Source organism: Microbacterium sp. EB106-03-03-XG65 (genome assembly GCF_058791955.1).
Genome location: NZ_JBYTEB010000001.1, coordinates 2,540,744 through 2,561,044, shown reverse-complemented (window position 1 = coordinate 2,561,044; position 20,301 = coordinate 2,540,744). Strand labels below are relative to the sequence as shown.

The following is a 20,301-nucleotide window of genomic DNA, read 5'->3' as shown; positions in this document are numbered from 1 at the left end:
GGAGTGCCCACCTACCGAGACGAAGCGGTGATCCTGCGCACCCACAAGCTGGGTGAGGCGGATCGCATCGTCACGATGCTCTCGCGCGGCCACGGCAAGATCCGTGCCGTGGCCAAGGGCGTGCGGCGCACCTCGTCGAAGTTCGGGTCGCGCCTCGAACCCTTCATGGTGGCCGATGTGCAGCTCTACCAGGGCCGCTCGCTCGACATCGTCCAGCAGGCAGAGTCGCTCGGCTCGTACGGATCCGACATCGCCGCGCACTACGACAGGTTCACGTCGGCCAACGCGATGGTCGAGACCGCCGATCGGCTCAGCGACTCCGAGGCCACGCCCCAGCAGTATCTCCTGCTCGTGGGTGGTCTGCGCGCACTGTCACGGGGAGAGCATTCGCCGCGAAGCATCCTCGACTCCTACCTCCTGCGTGTGATGGCGCTGTCGGGCTGGGCACCTTCGCTCGGCGACTGCGCTCGATGCGCTGAACCGGGACCCCACGCTCATTTCGTCGGACAACTCGGCGGCGCCGTGTGCGTGAACTGCGCGCCTGCGGGAAGCCCGAAGGTCGCGGACAGGACCCTGTCGCTGCTGCGTTCGCTCATGGCCGGCGAATGGGACGTCATCGACCAGGCCCCGCATGCCGACACCGCGGCAGCCTCGGGTCTGGTCGCCGCCTACGCCCAATGGCATCTGGAGCGCGGCATCCGCTCGCTCGCGCACCTCGTGGCCGACGAACCTCGAGAAGGAGCACGGTGAGCCCCAAGCCCTACACCCACAAGGACGCTGTCGCGTACAGGCCGCTCGACTGGACGGGGACGTACCCGCCGAACTTCCGGGCAGTGCCGGAACACGTGGCGATCGTCATGGACGGGAATGGGCGATGGGCGAATCGTCGCGGTCTCAACCGCGTCGAGGGGCACAAAGCGGGGGAGGAGGTGCTTCTCGATGTTGTCGCCGGTGCGATCCAGGCGGGGGTCAAGCACCTCTCCGTCTACGCGTTCTCGACGGAGAACTGGGCGCGTTCACCCGAAGAGGTCCGTTTTCTCATGGGCTACAACCGCGACGTGCTGCACCGCCGACGCGATCAGCTCAACGAGTGGGGTGTGCGCGTGCGATGGGCCGGCCGCAAGCCTCGTCTGTGGGGCAGCGTCATCAAAGAGCTCCAGTATGCGGAGCAGCTCACGCGTGACAATGACGTGCTCACCCTGACGATGTGCGTGAATTACGGCGGCCGCATCGAACTGGTCGACGCCATGCGCGCGATCGCGGCCGATGTGGCGGCCGGTCGCGTCAAGCCGAACGCGATCAGCGAGAAGATGATCCGCCGTCATCTCTATGTTCCGGACATGCCGGACGTCGACCTTTTCCTGAGGAGCTCGGGCGAGCAGCGCACGTCGAACTTCCTGCTCTGGCAGGCGGCGTATGCCGAGATGGTGTTCCTCGACACGCTCTGGCCCGACTTCTCGCGTGAAGAGCTCTGGCGCGCGATCGGGGTCTACCTGTCGCGTGATCGCCGTTTCGGCGGAGCGATCGACGCGCCCGACGCCTCGGCCTGAGCTCGCAGCCACTGTTCGGTCGCACGCGGGTGCGGCAGCCGCACGATGAACAGGTGCGGGTGCTCGCGCGGGAGATCAGGCATGCGGTCCGCCCATTTGTGCAAGGTCTTCGTCTGCCAGGCGAGGATGTTCTCCTCGGGATCCCTCGAGAACATGCGCCACAGCGGCTTCTCGACGTTGTCGTTCCACATCCGGGTGCGCAGGATGCTGCGACCGATCGTCCGCCGCAGCAACCGCGAGCGGACGACGCGATAGGGGTAGTCCAGCCAGAGCACGAGCTGAGCGCGTGGAGCGAGGATGTCGTCGGTGCCTTTGCTGGTGTACTGCCACTCCGTGACCCAGTGGTCCTCTGCGGCGAACGCGCGCACATCGTCGAGGAATGACGGGCGCGGCGTCCAGTTCTCTCCGTGGAACAGCCCGTCGATCTCGACGTGACGCAGGCTCCAGAGCCCCGAGATGCGACGCGCGAGAGTCGTCTTCCCTGACCCTGTGACGCCGGCTATGAGCACTCGCTCGGGCCGGATCGGCAGCGGATCGACGGCAGAGAGCACGTGAGAATACTAACGACGGAATAGCCCAGAGGTGCATGCGGTTGGATGTCAGTGTGAGTGAAGCCATCTCGATCGACATCTGGTCCGACATCGCCTGCCCGTGGTGCTACATCGGCAAGCGCAACCTCGAGAAGGGACTTGAAGCCGTGTCCGGCGACGACGATGCCCCGCAGGTGAACATCACGTTCCACTCGTTCGAACTCTCGCCCGACACCCCGGTCGACTTCGACGGCGACGAGGTGGACTTCCTGTCGGGCCACAAGGGCATGCCGCGTGATCAGGTCGAGCAGATGCTCTCTCACGTCACCGGCGTCGCCGAGAACGCGGGGCTCGAGTACCGGTTCGACCTCCTCCAGCACACCAACACCGTGAAGGCGCACGAGCTGCTGCATTTCGCGAAGGAGCAGGGCGTGCAGCACCAGATGGAGGAGCGGCTCATGTCCGCCTACTTCACGGAGGGCAAGCACGTCGGACGCATTGACGACCTGGTCGAGCTCGCGGTCGAGGTCGGACTCAACCCCGACGACACCCGTGATGCGCTCGTGTCCTCGCGGCACCTCGCGGATGTCCGCCAGGATCAGGCTCAGGCTCAGGCCTACGGTATCCAGGGTGTGCCGTTCTTCGTGATCGACGGACAGTACGGCATCAGCGGAGCACAGCCGCCCGCTGCGTTCGAGAACGTGTTGCGTGACCTCTGGGCCAAGCGCGGCGAGACCGAGCCCGAGCCGGAGACCGAGTCCGCCGCGGTCTAGCGGGTCAGCGCGTTCAGCCAGCGGGCCTGGTGGGCGTGCACATGATCGAGGACAGCCGTCCAGTGCGAGCCGTGGCCATCCGAGAACATGGATGCCCACGGCTCGCGCTGTTCCTCGTGGGCGGTCGTCAGCAGCTCGAGCATCGCCTCGGAACGGCGCTGCATCGCTGACGGCAGCTGCTCGCGGAGCGCGAGGTCAGCACCGTATCCGTCGACGAAGGCACGAAGCTCGCCGGCCGCACGCTCGACGGGCGCATCGACGTCGGAGAGAGCGAATGCCTGCGCCGCGTACGCGAGATCCCAGAGCCTCGTGCTCGGCGCCGCAGCGTCCCAGTCGATGAACACCCACCGCTGGCCGATGACGAGGTTCCAGGGTGCGAGGTCGTTGTGACAGACGATCTCTTCGCCCGGTGCCGTGATCGCCGTCTCCCACCGGGCATCGGAGGGCGCCGCGAAACTCGCACTGGCGTTGTGGATCGTCCGGACAGTCGCTCCGACCCGGTGCAAGTCACCGCGGCTGAGCGGGGGTGCATCGATCGCGAGTCTCCCGGGGACGTACTCGATGACTTGACGCCCGTCGTCGTCCTGCCCGAGAGATGACGGGACATCGACGCCATGGTCGCGCACATGCGACATGAAGGCGTGGACGGCGGGGGTCGCAGCCGTCCAGCGCTTGCGCACGGTGTCGCCGACCCTGACGACGGGACCGCTCGCGTTGCCGCCGGGAAGCGCGTGCTCGTGGTCCATCCGTCGACACCATCCAGGGCGAGCCGAGGCCGCAGGTCAGCGGATGAGCGCGGCTTCGATCGCGCCGACGATCTCGGGGTCGTTCGGCTTCTGCTTCGGACGGAAGCGCACGACCTCTCCGTCGGGCAGCACGAGGAACTTCTCGAAGTTCCACTCGACGCGACCGGCCTTGCCGCCGGCATCCGGCGTCTCCTTGAGAGTCTTGTAGAGATCCGTGGCGTTCTTGCCGTTGACCTTGACCTTGTCGTTGATGGGGAAGGTGACCCCGTAGGTGGTGGAGCAGAACTCGAGGATCTGATCGACCGAACCCGGCTCCTGGCCGAAGAACTGGTTGCACGGGAACCCGACGACGCTGAACCCGCGGTCGCCGTACAGACGCTGCAGCTCTTCGAGCTGTTCGTACTGCGGGGTGAGGCCGCATTTCGAGGCGACGTTCACGACGAGCACGACATCGGCGCCCAGATCGTCGAGGGTCTTCTCGTTGCCGTCGGCGTCTGTGAAGGGGATGGAACGCACTGCGGGATCGGTCATATTCACAGCTTAGGTCGATGCGCCGAGACCGGCTCCATGTCTGGGAGAATGGAGAGGACATGACTCTCGCCACCGCATCCGCTCGCACCCTGAACATCGGTCCGATCGCCCTCGACGTGCCGGTCGTCCTCGCACCCATGGCGGGTATCACCAACACCGCGTTCCGCAGGTTGTGCCGCGAATACGGCGCGGGCCTCTATGTGAGCGAGATGATCACCTCGCGCGCGCTGGTCGAGCGCAACGAGACGACGATGCGTCTGATCCGCCACCACGAGTCCGAGACGCCCCGGTCGATCCAGCTCTACGGTGTCGACCCGCACACCATCTCCGAGGCCGTCCGCATCATCGTCGCCGAAGACCACGCCGACCACATCGACCTGAACTTCGGGTGCCCGGTGCCCAAGGTCACGCGCAAGGGCGGGGGAGCGGCACTGCCGTGGAAGAGCTCGCTCTTCTCGCAGATCGTCACGCAGGCGGTCAAGGCGGCCGGTGACATCCCGCTGACCATCAAGATGCGCAAGGGGATCGATCCCGACCACCTCACCTTCCTCGATGCCGGTCGCGCCGCGGAAGATGCGGGCGTCGCATCGATCGCTCTGCACGCCCGCACCGCCAGCGAGTTCTACTCGGGGCACGCCGACTGGAACGCGATCGGCGAGCTCAAGCAGGCCGTGACGAGCGTGCCTGTGCTCGGCAACGGCGACATCTGGTCGGCTGACGACGCCGTGCGCATGATGCAGCAGACCGATTGCGACGGCGTCGTCGTCGGGCGCGGATGCCTCGGTCGCCCGTGGCTCTTCGGTGAGCTCGCGGCGGCCTTCGGTGCCGAATCGCACCCGGTCGACGCGACTCTGGGCTTCGTGGCCGACGCCTTCCGTCGTCACGCCGAGCTGCTCGTCGAATTCTTCGAGGACGAGGATCGCGGATGCCGCGATGTGCGCAAGCACGTCGCCTGGTACTTCAAGGGCTACCCGGTCGGTGGCGACATCCGCACCGGGCTCGCCACGGCGTCGAGCCTCGCCGAGATCGACGAACTCCTCGGACAGCTCGACCACTCGGCGCCGTACCCCGGTGCGGACGCCGAGGGGCAGCGCGGCCGCTCGGGTCGGCCGAAGCGTCCGGCCCTGCCGGACAAGTGGCTGGAGTCGCGCGAGCTCGCGGCATCGGCCTCCGAGATGATGCGAGGGGCGGAGATCGAGAACAGTGGTGGCTGATCCTCAGACGGGCCGCGATCGCGATCGCGCCGACGGCTACGACCCGCGCGACGCGGAGCGATTCTTCGCCGAGACCCACCGCTCCGAACGAGACGACTTCGCGCGCGACCGAGCTCGCGTGCTGCACACCGCGGCTCTTCGCCGTCTGGCTGCGAAGACGCAGGTGCTCAGCCCCGCGAGCACGGCGGACTTCGCTCGCAACCGCCTGACGCACTCGCTCGAAGTCGCGCAGGTCGGTCGCGAGCTCGCCACGGCATTGGGAGTCTCTGCCGACGTCGTCGACACCGCGTGTCTCAGCCATGATCTCGGGCACCCGCCCTTCGGCCACAACGGCGAGCGGGCGCTCAACGAGTGGGCAGCCGACATCGGCGGTTTCGAGGGGAATGCGCAATCGCTGCGCATCCTGACGCGCCTCGAAGCGAAGGTCATCGACGATTCCGGGCAGTCGGTGGGTTTGAACCTCACCAGGGCCAGTCTCGATGCGACATGCAAGTACCCGTGGACCGTCGACAGCCCGGTCCCGGATCCTGGAGGTCGGCTCAAGTTCGGCGTGTACCCCGAAGACGAGGCCGTCTTCCGCTGGATGCGCGAGGGTGCCACCGGTCGCCTACGCTGCATCGAGGCCGAGATCATGGACCTCTCGGACGACATCGGATACTCGGTGCACGACTTCGAGGATGCGATCGTCAACGGCTACGTCGACGTGGCTCAGTTGTCCGACCCTCGGGCGCACGACTCTCTGATCGACCGTATCCAGCAGTGGGTGGGGTACGACTTCACCAGGGATGAGCTGGCCGACGCGCTCTACAGACTCGCCTCCCAGCCGATGTGGCTGACATCGTTCGACAGGTCGCGCCATGATCTCGCGCGCCTCAAGAACCTCACGAGCGACTTCATCGGGCGTTTCGCGCGCGCCGCGGTCTCGGCCACGCGCGAGGCCTACGCAGGGCCGGCGCTGGTGCGCTACAACGCCCATGTCGTCGTGCCTCGCGTCGTCGAGGCCGAGATCGCGGTGCTCAAGGGCATCATGGGTCAGGCCATCGTGACGATCGATGCCCGCAAGGGCGTCTACAAGGAGCAACGACGCGTGCTCACCCGTCTCGCCGACGCCCTCTGGTCGACAGATGCACTGTGGTCGGCGGGAGCCGATGTGCTGGAGCCCGCGTTCTCGGCGGACTTCGTCGCCGCCGCGAACGATGCTGAACGGGCGCGCGTCGTCGTCGACCAGATCGCGAGCCTCACCGACCAGAGCGCAATCGACTGGCACAACCGGCTCGTCGGAGAGATCGATCCTGCCGAGGTCGGCATCTGGAATCCGCGCCATGCGCGCCCCGGAGCGCGCGCACATGCGGCGCGACAGGCGGTCGTCGAAGGGGCCGGCTGATGCCCCGCATCCGCCAGGCAGACGTCGACGAGGTCAAGGCCCGCACGAACATCGCCGATATCGTCGGGGAGCGCGTCGCGCTCAAGTCCGCCGGCGTCGGGTCGCTCAAAGGTCTCTGCCCGTTTCATGACGAGAAGAGTCCGAGCTTCCACGTCCGACCCCAGGTCGGGTACTACCACTGCTTCGGGTGCGGGGAATCCGGCGATGTCTACTCGTTCCTCCGCGAGATGGACCACGTCAGCTTCACCGAGGCGGTCGAGCGCCTGGCTGGACGCCTCGGGTATGCGCTCCACTACGAAGACGGCGGGTCGGCGCCGGAGACCAGCGGACGCAGTCGCCTCTACGCGGCGAACACCGCTGCGGCGGAGTTCTTCCGGGGGCAGCTGCTCACCCCGGATGCCGAGGCGGGGCGACGCTTTCTCGGCGAGAGAGGCTTCGATGCGGGAGCCGCGGCCAACTTCGGGGTCGGGTTCGCCCCGCGCGGATGGGACGGGATGCTCAAGGCCCTCACCGCGCAGGGTTTCACCCGGGAGGAGCTCAGCACCGCGGGGCTCGTGTCGACCGGGCAGCGCGGGGTCTATGACCGCTTTCGCGGACGCCTGGTGTGGCCGATCCGCGACGTCTCCGGTCAGACGATCGGGTTCGGTGCGAGGAAGCTCTTCGATGATGACCAGGGCCCCAAGTACCTCAACACTCCGGAAACCCCGATCTACAAGAAGGCTCAGGTGCTGTACGGCCTCGATCTGGCCAAGCGTGACATCGCGCGGGGCGATCCGCGCCGGGTGGTCGTCGTCGAGGGATACACCGACGTCATGGCCTGTCATCTGGCCGGCGTGACCACCGCCGTCGCGACCTGTGGAACGGCGTTCGGCGCAGATCACATCAAGGTCCTGCGTCGCGTGATGGGCGATGACAACGCTTCGGGCGAGGTCGTCTTCACCTTCGACGGTGACGAGGCGGGGCAGAAGGCGGCGCTCCGAGCGTTCACGGAGGACGATCGCTTCAATGCGCAGACCTTCGTCGCTGTCGCCCCGGACGGCTTGGACCCGTGCGATCTGCGTCTGCAGCGCGGAGATTCGGCCGTGCGGTCGCTCATGGACGCCAAGCAGCCGATGTTCGAGTTCGCCATCGACCGCCGGCTCGGCGGCTTCGATCTGTCGACGGTCGAAGGCCGCGTCGGCGCCCTGCGCGCCGCGGCCCCGATCGTCGCGGAGATCCGCGATCGCCTGCTGCGGCCCGGATACGAGCGCGTCCTCGCTCGTCGTCTCGGAATGGACCCCACTGAGGTGCACGGCGAGGTCGAGCGCGCGGCGCGGATGCCGTCACAGGGCGCTCGGCCCGAGACGGGTCGCCACGAGAGCGCTCGAGACGAGCCACAACCGGCCGGCGGCGGATCCGCTGTCGCCGCGATCACGCTGGCGAGCCTTCCTCGCACCGCCGATGTCGCGGTGGAACGGGATGCGCTCATGGGAGCGCTGCAGTACGGTCATCGGATAGATCAGGTACTGCTCACCCGTGCGCTGGAACAGCCGTTCCGCACGCCCGGGCTCGACGCCGTGCGCGAGGCGGTGGCAGCAGCCCCCGATCGAACGAGAGCCGGCTGGGTGACAGAAGCCGTCAACTCCGTGCGCGAGCCCTATCGTTCGCTCGCCGGCGAGCTGCTGATGATGCCCTTCCCCGCGCGCAATGAAGAAGGCGCAGTCGTCTCGACGACCGATCTCGCCCGCCGCCTGATCCTGCGCGGTCTCGAGCACGAGAAGCAGGAGCTGCTCGGCGCAGTGCAGCGTGTGCCCGCGGACTCGGATGGCGGCCGCGCGCTGCGCATGAGACTGCGGGATATCGACGTCGAGCGTCAGCGCTTCACCGAGTCGTAACGAGCTGCACCTGTCTCGGCGGTGCAGGATGGAAACATGTCTGCCCGGATCGAATCCACCAACGCGATCGAGTGCTCCGACCTGGTGATCGACCGGATCGGACACAGCGGGCCGACCCGCGCGATCGACGGAGTCACGTTCTCTCTCGCGCCCGGCGGCCTCATCTGCGTCGCGGGTCCGACCGGTTCGGGAAAGTCCACGCTCGTGGCCGCTCTCGCAGGGTCGACGGACGCCTCCGTGCGCGTCGTCGGCGGCAGCGCGCAGGTGTGCGGAGTCGACGTGCGTCGCCCGGGTCGCCGGCACCGGGTGCTCACGTACCGCACCGGATTCGTGCCCCAGGGCGCCGGAGCCGATCTGCCGCCGCAGCTCACCGTCAGCGAGGTCATCGCCGAGCCCATTCTGATCCGCGAGAAGCGCGTCAACGCCACAGCGCTCTCCATCCGGGTCGCGACGCTGCTCGATGAACTCCACCTTCCGCTCGGACTCGCGTCGAAGTTCCCGTACGAGCTCAGCGCGGGCATGCGGCAGCGCGTCGCAATCGCTCGCTCGTTCGTTCTCGAACCCCGTGTGCTCATCGCCGACGAGATACTCGCGAATCTCGATCTCGAGGTACGTCCCGTCGTCTTCGATGCGATCACTCGACGCCGCAAGGAAGAGGGGATGGGGGCACTGCTGGTGACGAACGACGCCGACTTCATCCGCGAGCTCAACGCCGAGACCCTGATGCTGCGATCCGGCCACGTCGTTGCGCGAGGGGTCGGGAAGGACCTGCTCTGGGCGCCGAATGCCGAGGCTGATTCGCAGCCGTGATCGCGGCTGCGAGCGACACGCCCGATGTCCTGCCGATGTCACGAGCACCCGTCGGAGTTTGCTACGATTGACGAGTTGCCCGCGCAGCGGAGCACATTCCTCGGTAGCTCAATTGGCAGAGCAGCCGGCTGTTAACCGGCAGGTTCTTGGTTCGAGTCCAAGCCGGGGAGCCAATACCCCCGACCTTCGTCTGAAGGTCGGGGGTTTTCCCTTCCCCGGGCTGAGACGGGCCGGTGCACGATCGAGCGCCGTCTCCTTCGCCCGGATTCGCGGCCGCGACCCCGCGCACGAAGAAGGGGACCCCGCCCGTGGGCGAGGTCCCCTTCTACAGCGTGTGTCAGATCAGAGCGCCGAGCCCTTGAGGGATCCGGTCGTCTGTCCGGCCTCGTCGAAGATGATGCACTGGATGACGCGGTCGTTCAGCTCGTCCCAGGTCTGCTGGGTCGGTGTGATCGTGGTGACCTGCAGCGCGGAGTCCTGGTAACCGACGCCCACGAAAGCCGTGTACGCGTCGCCGATGCACTCCTCGGATGCCGCGTCCACGGCCTCGTCGGAGAATTCCCCGTCGTCCATGGTGATCTCGTGGTAGACCTCCATGTCGTGCGGCTGGTCGCACGGCACGACATCGATGTCCTCGAGCTGGCCGGTGCCGCTGTCCATCGTGCAGTCACCCAGCTTGAGCGAGAAGATGTCGATGTTGGCGCTCTCGGTGACCTGCCCGGTGTCCTCGTCGCGGTCGGCGTCTCCCGCGCCGCCACCCAGGATCCCGTCGAGTGCGCTACAGCCGGTCAGAGCGACCGACAGCGCCACTGCCGCACCCGCAAGTGCCAGCGCGCGTCGTGTGCGCAGTTTCATCATGATGTTCCCCTCCAGAGCCTTTTCGTGTGCGGGCGCTGAGAGGCCCGCCTCCAGCACGCTAGCCGTCTCCGAGTCTGTGATGCAACTCGGAGGAGTCTTTGAGCAGGCTGAAAGGTAAGGTCACCCTTCCAGGTCGTCGACCCCTGGCATCCAGGCGGCTCCCGGTCGACCCCAGCCCCGCTTCTTGGCGATCTTCTGCACGGTCTTCCAGTCGCCGTCGGAGAGTCGGTCGATGTAGAGGATGCCGTCGAGGTGATCGAACTCGTGCTGCATGATGCGGGCTCGCCAGCCGTCCACTGCGATCTCGACCGGATGCCCGTCGAGGTCGGTGCCCGTGACGCGGACTCGCTCGGAGCGGCGCAGAGCGAAGCGCTCTCCCGGGAACGACAGGCAGCCTTCGGACTCGAGGTCGTCATCCGGAGTGCCGGGTTCGAGCGGCACCATCCACAGTTCCGGGTTGATGATCACACCGCGCCACGGCTCATCATCGTCATCGACATACGAGTAGGTGTAGAGGCGCAACGGAACACCGACCTGAGGTGCGGCGAGACCGACGCCCGGAGCCGTGTCCATGGTCTCGAACATGTCGGCGACAAGCGTGCGGATGTCGTCGGTGATCTCCTCGACGACCGAAGCGGGGGAGTGCAGGACAGGGTCGCCCATGATGCGAATAGGAAGTACAGCCACGCCATAACCCTACTCGGCGCATGTCGCCGGGTAGGGTCGTAGGGTGAGCATTTCCGTATGGACGGCCGGGACGGAAGACGTCACCGAGCAGCTGGTCGGTGCATTCCAGAACCCCGGCCTGCTCCTCGGCATCCCCCTCGCCCTCGCGGGAGCCGTCTTCATGTCGCTCGGTGCGCAGTATCAGCATCGCGGCGTCGAGAAGGTCGAGCGCCTGAGCGGGTCGACGGGCACCAGCGGGCTGAGCTTTGCGCAGGTCAGGGCTCTGCTGACCCGCCCCTCGTGGATCGCCGGCACCCTGATGCTCGGCCTGGCCGTCATCTGTCAGCTCGCCGCCCTCGTGCAGGCGCCGCTCATCGTCGTGCAGCCGTTGGGCGCGATCGCACTGGTCATCACCACCCTGCTGAACGCGCGCATCTCGGGGCACTCACCCACCCGACAGTCGATCACGCCGATCGTGGCGTGTGTGGGGGGCATCTTCCTCTTCGTCTTCTTCGCGGCGATCTTCGCGACCGAGAAGGACGTGACCGACACCGAGCTCTTCACGATCCTGGCGATCCTGCTGGTCGTGATCATCATCCTCGGCGCATGCTGGCTCGTCCTCCGCCAGCGCATGCGCGCGCTCTTCTACGTCATCGGCGCAGGCATCCTCTACGGCTTCGTCGCCACGCTGGCCAAGGTGGTCATCAAGCGCGTGCAGGCCGGCGACTTCGAGTGGATCACGATCGTCTGCGTGATCGCGTTGATCGCTGCCGCCGCCGTCGGTGCCTACTTCGTGCAGACCGCCTACAGCTCGGGGCCGCCTGACCTGGTGATCGCCGGTCTCACCGTCGTCGATCCTCTGGTCGCCGTCATCATCGGCATGACGATCCTCGGCGAGGCGGCTGCCGCCCCGCCATGGGTGCTGGTCATCTTCGGAATCGCGGGCGCCATCGCCGTATGGGGTGTCGTCGGGCTGGCTCGGTATCACCCGCAGGTTCTGAGCGACAGCCAGGAGCTCGGCATCACCCGCGGCAGCGCGGAGCGGCCCACCGACCAGGGTCCGAAAGACTCCGAGGTCTGAGAGCCCGATACGTCAGAAGGCGCCGAACCCGAACACGGGATCGGCGCCTTCTGACGTGTTCGCTCAGTACGACTGGTCGATGAGGTCGGGAGAGACCTCGGATGCTGCTGCCTCGTCGACGAAGAAGACCGTGCGCTTGCGCCCCTTCGCGCCGGCCACAGGCACGCTGGTGTAGCTCGCCCCCGCGAGAGCCAGCCCCAGGGCAGATGCCTTGTCTGCGCCGGTGAGCACGAGCCAGACGCGCTTGGATGCATTCAGCACGGGGCGCGTCAGGGTCACGCGCTCGGGCGGCGGCTTGGGGGAGTTGCGAACAGGAAGAGCTGCGACGTCGGTCACCGTCACCTCCTGACGATCGGGGAACAGCGACGCGATGTGGCCGTCCGGTCCGACGCCGAGGAAGCACACGGCGAACGACGGCCACGGGTGCTCGTCGGTTCCGAATCGGGCCAGCTCCGCTGCGTAGGCCGCCGCCGCCTCATCGAGAGTCAGGCCCTCGTCTGCCGCGGCGACCTCGTGCACGTTCTCCGGGGGCACCGGAATGTGATCGAGCAGTGCGGCGCGGGACTGCACGGCGTTGCGGTCAGCGTCTGTGCGGGCGACGAAGCGCTCGTCACCCCACCAGAAGTGCACCAGCGACCAGTCGATGTCGTCGGAGCGGGGATCATCGAGCGTCGCACGCAAGACCGCACTGCCCATCGAGCCCCCGGTCAGGGCGATATGGGCGATGCGGCCATTGCGTGTTCGAGCTCGCAGCCGCGTGAGGAAGCGGTCGGCCACGCGCGCCGCCACAGCCCCGGGGGTGCTCTCGACCACGACCCGCTTCTCTGCGGGAGTCGGCTGCGTCGACATCATTCTCCTGTCTCGGGCGGGCCCAGCTTTTCCCAGCCCTCGGTGATCACTCGACCGTACAGGACGTCGGGATCCAGGCGGCGCAGCTCCTCAGCGAGGCACTCGCGCAGCGTGCGTCGCGGCAGGTGCAGGTCGTGATCGGGCTGATCGGGCTGGGTGAGGACCGCGACTCCCGGCTCGGGACGCTCGAGGAGGATGTCACCGGAGGCGCGGGTGAGGCGCACCGACTTGATGCCTTCCTGCCAATGCTCCGCGTCTTCGTAGTGCCACGTGACCTTCACATCGAGCGCCATCTGCAGCCAGGCGGCGAGCAGAGCTGTCGACGGTGACGCCGAACCGCCACGCACCTCGACCGCGTCGACCGTTTCGAACGGAGGCTGATCCAGCACGGCTGCGAGCTGCTCGCGCCAGTGCGTGAGACGGGTCCACGCCAGGTCGGTGTCGCCGGGCGCATGCGTCTCGCCGAGCAGCGCGAGCCGGTCACGCACGTCGGGAGCCGTCGCTGCATCGGTGATCCGGCGCTGCGCGATCTTCCCCAACGGAGAGTTGGCGGGAGAAGCAGGAGCCTCTTCAGGCCACCAGGCGACGACGGGAGCGTCGGGCAGCAGCAGACCTGTGACGAGGCTCTCTTCGTTGCTCGCCGCGTCGCCGTAGGCGTGGAGCACCACGACCTCGCTCGCGCCGGCGTCGCCGCCCACGCGGATCTGCGCGTCGAGACGGGCGTCACCGTCGCCGGTGGTCAGCACGATGACACGCATCGGGTGCTCGCGCGAGGCGTCGTTCGCGGCATCGATCGCTGCCTCGGCCACGCCGTTACGCGCCGAGATGATCAATGTGAGCACACGCCCGAGGGCGACGGCGCCGCCGTCTTCACGCACCTTGACGAGCTGCTTGGCGACCTGACTGACAGTCGTGTCGGGAAGGTCGATGATCACGGGCGTCTCCAGACTCGTCCGTCGCGGGCAAGGAGGTCGTCGGCGGATGCCGGTCCCCACGAACCCGGTGCGTACTGGTCGACCGGACCGCCTTCGGCAGCCCAGAACTTCTCTACAGGATCGAGGATCTTCCACGAGAGCTCGACCTCTTCGTGCCGCGGGAACAGCGGCGGGTCGCCCAGGAGGACGTCGAGGATCAGACGCTCATACGCCTCGGGGCTGGCCTCGGTGAACGCATGGCCGTAGCCGAAGTCCATCGTGACGTCGCGGACGTTGGTGCCGTTGCCGGGCACCTTCGAGCCGAAGCGGATCGTGACGCCCTCGTCGGGCTGCACGCGGATCACGAGTGCGTTCTGGCCGAGCTCAGACGTGTTCGACCTGCCGAACAGGTGCTCAGGCGCCTTCTTGAACACGACAGCGACCTCGGTGACACGACGTCCCAGACGCTTGCCGGTGCGGAGGTAGAACGGCACTCCCGACCAGCGGCGGGTGTCGATCTCGAGCTTGATGGCGGCATAGGTCTCGGTCGCCGACTCGGGGTTCATCCCGTCCTCGTCGAGGAAGCCGGTGACCTGCTCGCCGCCCTGCCAGCCGCCCGCGTACTGACCGCGGGCGGTCGCGAGCGAGAGGTCGTCCGGCACATGCACGGCCGCGAGGACCTTCTCCTTCTCGGCGCGGAGGTGCTCGGCGGAGAGCGAGATGGGCTCCTCCATCGCCGTGAGCGCGAGCAGCTGAAGCAGGTGGTTCTGGATGACGTCACGGGCAGCGCCCACGCCGTCGTAGTAGCCCGCGCGGCCGCCCACACCGATGTCCTCGGCCATCGTGATCTGCACGTGGTCGACGTAGTTGCGATTCCAGATCGGCTCGTACAGCTCGTTCGCGAAGCGCAGTGCCAGGATGTTCTGGACCGTCTCCTTGCCGAGGTAGTGGTCGATGCGGAAGATCGAGTCTGCGGAGAAAGCCACCTCGAGAGCGGCGTTCAGCTCACGAGCCGATTCGAGGTCATGGCCGAACGGCTTCTCGATCACCACGCGTCGCCAGCGCTCTTCGTCATCGTCGTTCGCGCCGACGAGACCGGAGTCCTTGAGCTGCTGTGCGACCACGGCGAACGACTTGGGCGGGATCGACAGGTAGAACGCGTGGTTGCCCATGGTGCCGCGTTCGACGTCGAGCTGGTCGACCGTCTCCCGGAGCTTGCGGAACGAATCGGGGTTGTCGAACTCGCCGCTCACGAACCGGATGCCTTGCAGGAGCTGCGCCCAGGTCTCTTCGCGGAACGGAGTGCGAGCGTGCTGCTTGACGGCGTCGTAGACGACCTGGGCGAAGTCCTGATCCTCCCAGTCGCGGCGGGCGAAGCCGACGAGCGCGAATCCGGGCGGGAGCAGGCCGCGGTTGGCGAGGTCGTAGACCGCGGGCATGAGCTTCTTGCGTGACAGGTCGCCCGTGACGCCGAAGATCACGAGGGCGCTGGGCCCCGCGATTCGGTTGAGCCGGCGGTCATCGGGGTCACGCAGCGGGTTGTGCCCGCGCGAGATGGGAACAGACATCGGTGGGGGATTCTCCTGGCTGTTACTTCTGTGCTGCTTCGAAGAGGGTGAGGACGTCGGCCGACGAATCGGTGATCGTCAGTGACACGACCGGTCGGCCGTGCTCGGCGAGGACACCGGCGTCGCCGGCGGCCTGAGCCTCGATGAGCTGACCGAACGTGAACGGTCGTCCCGGGATCTCCAGATCCACATCCGTGCGCTCCAGGATCTGCAGGAAGACGCCCTGTTCGGGGCCGCCCTTGTGATACTGGCCTGTCGAATGAAGGAAACGCGGCCCCCATCCGAAAGTCGCCGGACGCCCTGAATCTGCCGCGACGAGCTCGCGGATGCCCTGCAGCTGCGGCACGTCGAGCCGGTTCACGTACGCCTGGATCGAGACGTAGCCGTCGTCGGACAGCCGCGCCCAGAGCGCGTCGAGAACGCCTTCGACGGTGCCCGAAGCCGCGAGAGCGGGGTCGGACACGCGGACCTCGACGCCGTTCTCGACGAACGCCGGCTCAGTCGGGGCGGGGCGTGCATCGAGCAGGCCCCGTGCGGCGACCTTCGCGGACTCGACATCGGGCTGATCGAACGGGTCGATCCCCAGCAGATACCCTGCGATCGCCGTGGCGTACTCCCAGACGATCAGCTGCGCTCCGAGCGAACCGCTGACGAGGATCTCGCCCTCGTGACGCTCGCGGAGGTGGAACTCGTTCGCATCGTCGACGAGACGCACGATCTGCAGATCGAGCGGCTTCGAATCGAGCTCGGGGGAGACGGGGAGGAGGACGACGGGAAGGATTCCCGTGCCCGACTTCCCCGTGGACTCCGCAATGAGCTGCTCGATCCAGTCGGGAAGGCCGTTGATGTGCGTGCCGTCGGTGATGAGCCCCAGCTTGTCGCGTCGAGGCACGGTCGCGGAGATCGCGGCGGCGAGGCGCAGAGCAGGATTGTCGGCCGAATCGATGGCGACCTCCAGCAGCGACGCTTCAGCCTCGTTCAGCAGCTCGTCGATGTCGGCGCCTGCGAGACCTGACGGCACGAGCCCGAACGCGGTGAGCGCGGAATAACGTCCGCCGACGTTCGGGTCCGCGTTGAAGACGCGGTATCCCGCCTCACGGGCCGAGCTGTCGAGGGGTGATCCGGGATCGGTCACCACGACGATGCGATCCACAGGGTCGATGCCGACATCGCGGAACGCCGCCTCGAACGTGCGGCGCTGCGAATCGGTCTCCACCGTCGATCCCGACTTCGAGGACACGACGAGGACCGTGTTCTCCAAGCCCTCGTCGAGGGCGGCGAGCACCTGCCCGGGCGCTGTGGAATCGAGGATCGTCAGCGGCACGCCACTCGTCTGCGCGATCACCTCGGGCGCGAGCGACGAGCCGCCCATGCCAGCGAGCACGACTCGCGTGATGCCCTTCGCCTGCAGTTCGTCGCGCAGGGCGGTGATCTCCGCGACCAGAGGGCGCGAGACCGATACCGCTTCGACCCAGCCCAGGCGGATCGACGCCTCGGCCTCGGCATCCGGGCCCCACAGAGTGGCGTCGCCACCCGTGATGCGCGACGCGACGAGATCGTGCACGAGCGCGGGCACGGTGTCGTCGATCGCCGCCCGGGCTGCGCCCGATGCGTGGATCGCGAACGTCATCGCTGCGCCTCGAGCCCTTCACTGACCTGGGTGAGAAGGTCGTGCCAAGAGTCGATGAACTTCGCGACGCCCTCGTCCTCGAGCACCTGTGTGACATCGGTGAAGTCGATGCCGAGGTCGGCGAGGCCGGCGAACACGGCGCGTGCCTCTTCGTAGCCGCCGGTGATGGTGTCACCGGTGACGACGCCGTGGTCGAACGTCGCCTCGAGCGTCTTCTCGGGCATCGTGTTGACGACGTCCTTCGCCACCAGCTCGGTGACGTAAAGGGTGTCGGGCAGAGCCGGGTCCTTGACTCCGGTCGACGCCCAGAGCGGACGCTGAGCGTTCGCACCGGCCGCGATCAGGTCCTGCGCACGCTTCTCGGCGAACTTCTGCTCGTACAGCTCGTAGGCGAGACGGGCGTTCGCAAGCCCTGCCTTGCTCTTGAGTGCCTCGGCCTCATCGGTGCCGATCGCGGAGAGACGCTTGTCGGTCTCGGTGTCGACGCGCGACACGAAGAACGAGGCGACGGAGTGGATGGCCGACAGGTCGATGCCCGCGGCCTTCGCGGTCTCGAGACCGGTCAGGTACGCCTCGATGACCTCGGCGTAGCGCTCGAGGCTGAAGATCAGGGTCACGTTGACACTGATCCCCGCGCCGATCGCCTCGGCGATCGCAGGAAGACCGGCCTTGGTGGCGGGGATCTTGACCAGCAGGTTGGGACGGTCGACCTTGGCCCACAGCTCCTTGGCGGAGGCAACTGTTCCCTCGGTGTCGTGTGCGAGATCGGGGGAGACCTCGATCGAGACGCGACCGTCGACGTGACCCGACTTCTCCCACACGGGGCGGAAGACGTCGAGCGCTGCAGCGACGTCCTGCGTGGTCGCGGCGAAGACGGCCTCTTCGGCCGTGGCGCCGGACGCTGCGAGCTCAGAGACCTGCGCGTCGTACGACGTGTTGTTCTTGTCCGTGATCGCGTTCGCGAAGATCGTCGGGTTCGTGGTGACGCCGACGACATTGCGGGTCTCGATCAGCTCTGCCAGGTTGCCAGAGGAGATGCGGGTGCGCGAAAGGTCGTCGAGCCAGATGCTGACTCCGGCGGCGGCGAGGTCTGCGGTGGGGGTGCTCATGCGTTCTCCTTGATGGTCTCGCGTGCGGCCGCGATGACGGCCTCGGTGGTGATGCCGAACTTCTGGAACAGGGTCTTGTAGTCGGCGGAGGCGCCGAAGTGGTCGATGCCGACCGAACGGCCGCGGTCGCCCACGATGCCGCGCCAGCTGAGGACAGAGCCGGCCTCGACCGAGACGCGGGCAGTGACGGCCTTCGGCAGGACCGACTCGCGGTACGCCTCGTCCTGCTCTTCGAACCACTCGAGCGACGGTGCCGACACGACGCGCACGTTGATGCCTTCGTCTGCCAGTGCTGCGCGCGCATCCACGGCGAGCTGGACCTCGGAGCCGGTCGCGATGATGATCACGTCGGGCGCGCCGTTCGGAGCCTCGGCGAGCACATAGGCGCCCTTCGAGACGCCGTCGGTCGAAGCGAAGACGTCGCCTTCGGCGGTGCCCTGGCCGCGCTCGAACACCGGGATGTTCTGACGCGTCAGCGCGATGCCGGCAGGTCCCTCGTGGCGGCGGAGGATCTCGAGCCACGCGGCCGAGGTCTCGTTGGCGTCAGCCGGGCGCACCAGCGTGAAGTTCGGGATGGCGCGCAGCGTCGCGATCTGCTCGACCGGCTGGTGCGTCGGGCCGTCTTCGCCGAGAGCGACCGAGTCGTGGGTCCAGACGAAGATGCTCGGCACGTTCATCAGTGCGGCGAGACGCACCGGCGGGCGCATGTAGTCGCTGAAGATCAGGAACGTGCCGCCGAATGCGCGCGTCGGGCCGTGCAGCACGATGCCGTTGACGATCGCGCCCATGGCATGCTCACGGATGCCGAAGTGCAGCACACGACCGTAGGGGTCGCCCGACCACTCGTGGGTCGACCATTCGGCCGGGATGAACGACTTCGAGTCCTTGATCGTCGTCAGGTTCGACTCGGCGAGGTCGGCGGAACCGCCCCAGAGCTCGGGAAGCTCAGCGGCCAGAGCGTTGATGACCTGGCCGGAAGCGGCACGCGTCGAGACGTCCTTGCCGCTCTCGAAGACGGGAAGTGCGGATGTGATGTCAGCGGGCAGCTCCTGCGCCTCGAGACGGTCGAGCAGAGCCTTGCGCTCGGGGTTCGCCTCGGCCCAGGCGTCGAAGGACTTCTGCCATTCGGCGCGGGTCTCGGCGGCACGGTCGGCGAGACCGCGCGTGTGGGCGATCACGTCGTCGGCGATCGCGAAGTGCTCGTCGGCGTCGAAGCCGAGGACCTTCTTGGTCGCGGCGAGCTCGTCGCCTCCCAGAGCGGATCCGTGGATCTTGCCGGAGTTCTGCTTGCCGGGCGACGGCCAGCCGATGATCGTCTTCAGGATGATGAGCGACGGCTTGGAGGTCTCGCCCTTCGCGGCCTCGATGGCCGCGTGCAGCTCGGCGACGTCTTCGACGTATTCGCCGGTCTTCTTCCAGTCGACGACCTGCACCTGCCAGCCGTAGGCCTCGTAGCGCTTGGCGACGTCTTCGGTGAAAGCGACGTTGGTGTCGTCCTCGATCGAGATCTGGTTGGAGTCGTAGATCGCGATGAGGTTGCCGAGCTCCTGGTGGCCGGCGAGCGAGGATGCCTCGCTCGTGACGCCCTCCTGCAGGTCACCGTCACCCGCGATCACGTAGACGAAGTGGTCGAACGGGCTGGTGCCCGCCTCTGCCTCGGGATCGAACAGTCCGCGCTCGTAGCGAGCGGCGTAGGCGAAGCCCACCGCAGACGCGAGTCCCTGACCGAGCGGGCCGGTGGTGATCTCGACGCCCTTGGTGTGACCGTACTCGGGGTGGCCGGGAGTGAGCGACCCCCACGTGCGCAGCGCCTTGAGGTCATCGAGCTCGAGGCCGAAGCCGCCCAGGTAGAGCTGCACGTACTGCGTGAGCGAGGAGTGTCCGACCGAGAGGATGAAGCGGTCGCGGCCGAGCCAGTCGGTGTCGGTCGGGTCGTGCCGCAGCACGCGCTGGTACAGGAGATACGCGGCCGGAGCCAGGCTCATCGCGGTGCCGGGGTGGCCGTTGCCGACCTTCTCGACCGCGTCGGCGGCCAGCAGACGAGCGGTGTCCACCGCGCGCCGATCGATTTCTTCCCACTGCAGTTCCGACACGGTGAAGCCCTTCTCAGACAGTTCGAGAGCACCCGGAGAGCAGCATCGATGTCCGCGTCATTACGGATGGAATGTGATGTGCGCCGGGCACGCGAGTCTTTTCAGCATAGCGCTGTGGTCC

At 67.2% G+C, this 20,301-nt stretch carries 19 protein-coding genes and 1 tRNA gene; 9 read left to right on the top strand and 11 right to left on the bottom strand.

The features are described 5' to 3' along the window. The first annotated feature begins 3 nt into the window (after window positions 1-3). Together recO and AC3WS6_RS12100 are read left to right on the top strand one after the other, a co-directional pair. Window positions 4-750: a DNA repair protein RecO gene (recO, locus tag AC3WS6_RS12105; protein WP_492501246.1), complete on the top strand. Its 747-nt coding sequence runs from the start codon at window positions 4-6 to the stop codon at window positions 748-750. Beyond that, window positions 747-1,550, top strand: a complete 804-nt coding sequence (locus tag AC3WS6_RS12100) for an isoprenyl transferase (protein ID WP_492501245.1) — start codon at window positions 747-749, stop codon at window positions 1,548-1,550. Before recO ends, AC3WS6_RS12100 begins: the two co-directional genes overlap by 4 nt. Here AC3WS6_RS12100 and AC3WS6_RS12095 read toward each other — a convergent pair. Further along, complete coding sequence (locus AC3WS6_RS12095) at window positions 1,490-2,101, bottom strand: P-loop NTPase family protein (protein ID WP_492501244.1); 612 nt, start codon at window positions 2,099-2,101, stop codon at window positions 1,490-1,492. The two genes, AC3WS6_RS12100 and AC3WS6_RS12095, sit on opposite strands and share 61 nt — an antisense overlap. A gap of 53 nt (window positions 2,102-2,154) precedes the next feature. Between AC3WS6_RS12095 and AC3WS6_RS12090 the strand changes: the two genes are divergently transcribed. Continuing rightward, window positions 2,155-2,853, top strand: coding sequence for a DsbA family oxidoreductase (locus tag AC3WS6_RS12090; RefSeq protein WP_492501243.1), 699 nt, complete (start codon window positions 2,155-2,157; stop codon window positions 2,851-2,853). Here the strand turns inward: AC3WS6_RS12090 and AC3WS6_RS12085 are convergent. Continuing rightward, window positions 2,850-3,599, bottom strand: a complete 750-nt coding sequence (locus tag AC3WS6_RS12085; protein WP_492501242.1) for a phosphotransferase — start codon at window positions 3,597-3,599, stop codon at window positions 2,850-2,852. The genes AC3WS6_RS12090 and AC3WS6_RS12085 overlap by 4 nt on opposite strands. Window positions 3,600-3,635: 36 nt before the next feature. Next, window positions 3,636-4,130, bottom strand: a complete 495-nt coding sequence (locus AC3WS6_RS12080) for a glutathione peroxidase (RefSeq protein ID WP_492501241.1) — start codon at window positions 4,128-4,130, stop codon at window positions 3,636-3,638. Between the two features lie 59 nt (window positions 4,131-4,189). Between AC3WS6_RS12080 and dusB the strand changes: the two genes are divergently transcribed. From dusB to AC3WS6_RS12055, 5 genes are all read left to right on the top strand, one after another. Continuing rightward, complete coding sequence (dusB, locus tag AC3WS6_RS12075; protein WP_492501240.1) at window positions 4,190-5,344, top strand: tRNA dihydrouridine synthase DusB; 1,155 nt, start codon at window positions 4,190-4,192, stop codon at window positions 5,342-5,344. After that, window positions 5,334-6,728: a deoxyguanosinetriphosphate triphosphohydrolase gene (locus AC3WS6_RS12070; RefSeq protein ID WP_492501239.1), complete on the top strand. Its 1,395-nt coding sequence runs from the start codon at window positions 5,334-5,336 to the stop codon at window positions 6,726-6,728. The genes dusB and AC3WS6_RS12070 overlap by 11 nt, the downstream gene beginning before the upstream one ends. Further along, a complete protein-coding gene (dnaG, locus tag AC3WS6_RS12065) occupies window positions 6,728-8,602 on the top strand; it encodes a DNA primase (protein WP_492501238.1) in 1,875 nt (624 codons plus the stop codon). Before AC3WS6_RS12070 ends, dnaG begins: the two co-directional genes overlap by 1 nt. Before the next feature lie 36 nt (window positions 8,603-8,638). After that, complete coding sequence (locus AC3WS6_RS12060; RefSeq protein WP_492501237.1) at window positions 8,639-9,412, top strand: ATP-binding cassette domain-containing protein; 774 nt, start codon at window positions 8,639-8,641, stop codon at window positions 9,410-9,412. Window positions 9,413-9,509: 97 nt separating this feature from the next. Continuing rightward, window positions 9,510-9,585, top strand: a tRNA-Asn gene (locus AC3WS6_RS12055). A 169-nt stretch (window positions 9,586-9,754) separates the two neighbouring features. On the opposite strand, the gene AC3WS6_RS12050 is transcribed toward AC3WS6_RS12055, so the two are convergent. Both AC3WS6_RS12050 and def read right to left on the bottom strand, forming a co-directional pair. Further along, entirely contained in the window at window positions 9,755-10,270 is a 516-nt protein-coding gene (locus tag AC3WS6_RS12050) for a septum formation family protein (RefSeq protein WP_492501236.1), read from the bottom strand. Between the two features lie 120 nt (window positions 10,271-10,390). Beyond that, window positions 10,391-10,957, bottom strand: a complete 567-nt coding sequence (def, locus tag AC3WS6_RS12045) for a peptide deformylase (protein ID WP_492501235.1) — start codon at window positions 10,955-10,957, stop codon at window positions 10,391-10,393. Window positions 10,958-11,000: 43 nt separating this feature from the next. On the opposite strand from def, the gene AC3WS6_RS12040 reads away from it, so the two are divergent. Then, window positions 11,001-12,017: a DMT family transporter gene (locus AC3WS6_RS12040; RefSeq protein WP_492501234.1), complete on the top strand. Its 1,017-nt coding sequence runs from the start codon at window positions 11,001-11,003 to the stop codon at window positions 12,015-12,017. Window positions 12,018-12,080: 63 nt separating this feature from the next. Here AC3WS6_RS12040 and pgl read toward each other — a convergent pair whose 3' ends face one another. From pgl to tkt, 6 genes are read right to left on the bottom strand one after another with little or no spacing between them, the layout of a single operon-like run. After that, window positions 12,081-12,866, bottom strand: a complete 786-nt coding sequence (pgl, locus tag AC3WS6_RS12035; RefSeq protein WP_492501233.1) for a 6-phosphogluconolactonase — start codon at window positions 12,864-12,866, stop codon at window positions 12,081-12,083. Then, window positions 12,866-13,801, bottom strand: a complete 936-nt coding sequence (locus tag AC3WS6_RS12030; RefSeq protein WP_492501232.1) for a glucose-6-phosphate dehydrogenase assembly protein OpcA — start codon at window positions 13,799-13,801, stop codon at window positions 12,866-12,868. The genes pgl and AC3WS6_RS12030 overlap by 1 nt, the downstream gene beginning before the upstream one ends. Continuing rightward, on the bottom strand, window positions 13,798-15,348 hold the full coding sequence (zwf, locus tag AC3WS6_RS12025; RefSeq protein WP_492501231.1) for a glucose-6-phosphate dehydrogenase: 1,551 nt from the start codon (window positions 15,346-15,348) through the stop codon (window positions 13,798-13,800). Before zwf ends, AC3WS6_RS12030 begins: the two co-directional genes overlap by 4 nt. A gap of 22 nt (window positions 15,349-15,370) precedes the next feature. Then, window positions 15,371-16,978: a phosphoglucose isomerase-related protein gene (locus AC3WS6_RS12020; RefSeq protein ID WP_492501230.1), complete on the bottom strand. Its 1,608-nt coding sequence runs from the start codon at window positions 16,976-16,978 to the stop codon at window positions 15,371-15,373. After that, window positions 16,975-18,087, bottom strand: a complete 1,113-nt coding sequence (gene tal / locus AC3WS6_RS12015) for a transaldolase (protein ID WP_492501229.1) — start codon at window positions 18,085-18,087, stop codon at window positions 16,975-16,977. Before tal ends, AC3WS6_RS12020 begins: the two co-directional genes overlap by 4 nt. Further along, the gene (gene tkt, locus AC3WS6_RS12010; RefSeq protein ID WP_492501228.1) at window positions 18,084-20,180 is read right to left on the bottom strand and encodes a transketolase; all 2,097 of its coding nucleotides are present in this window, start codon (window positions 20,178-20,180) and stop codon (window positions 18,084-18,086) included. Before tkt ends, tal begins: the two co-directional genes overlap by 4 nt. Window positions 20,181-20,301: the final 121 nt, after the last annotated feature.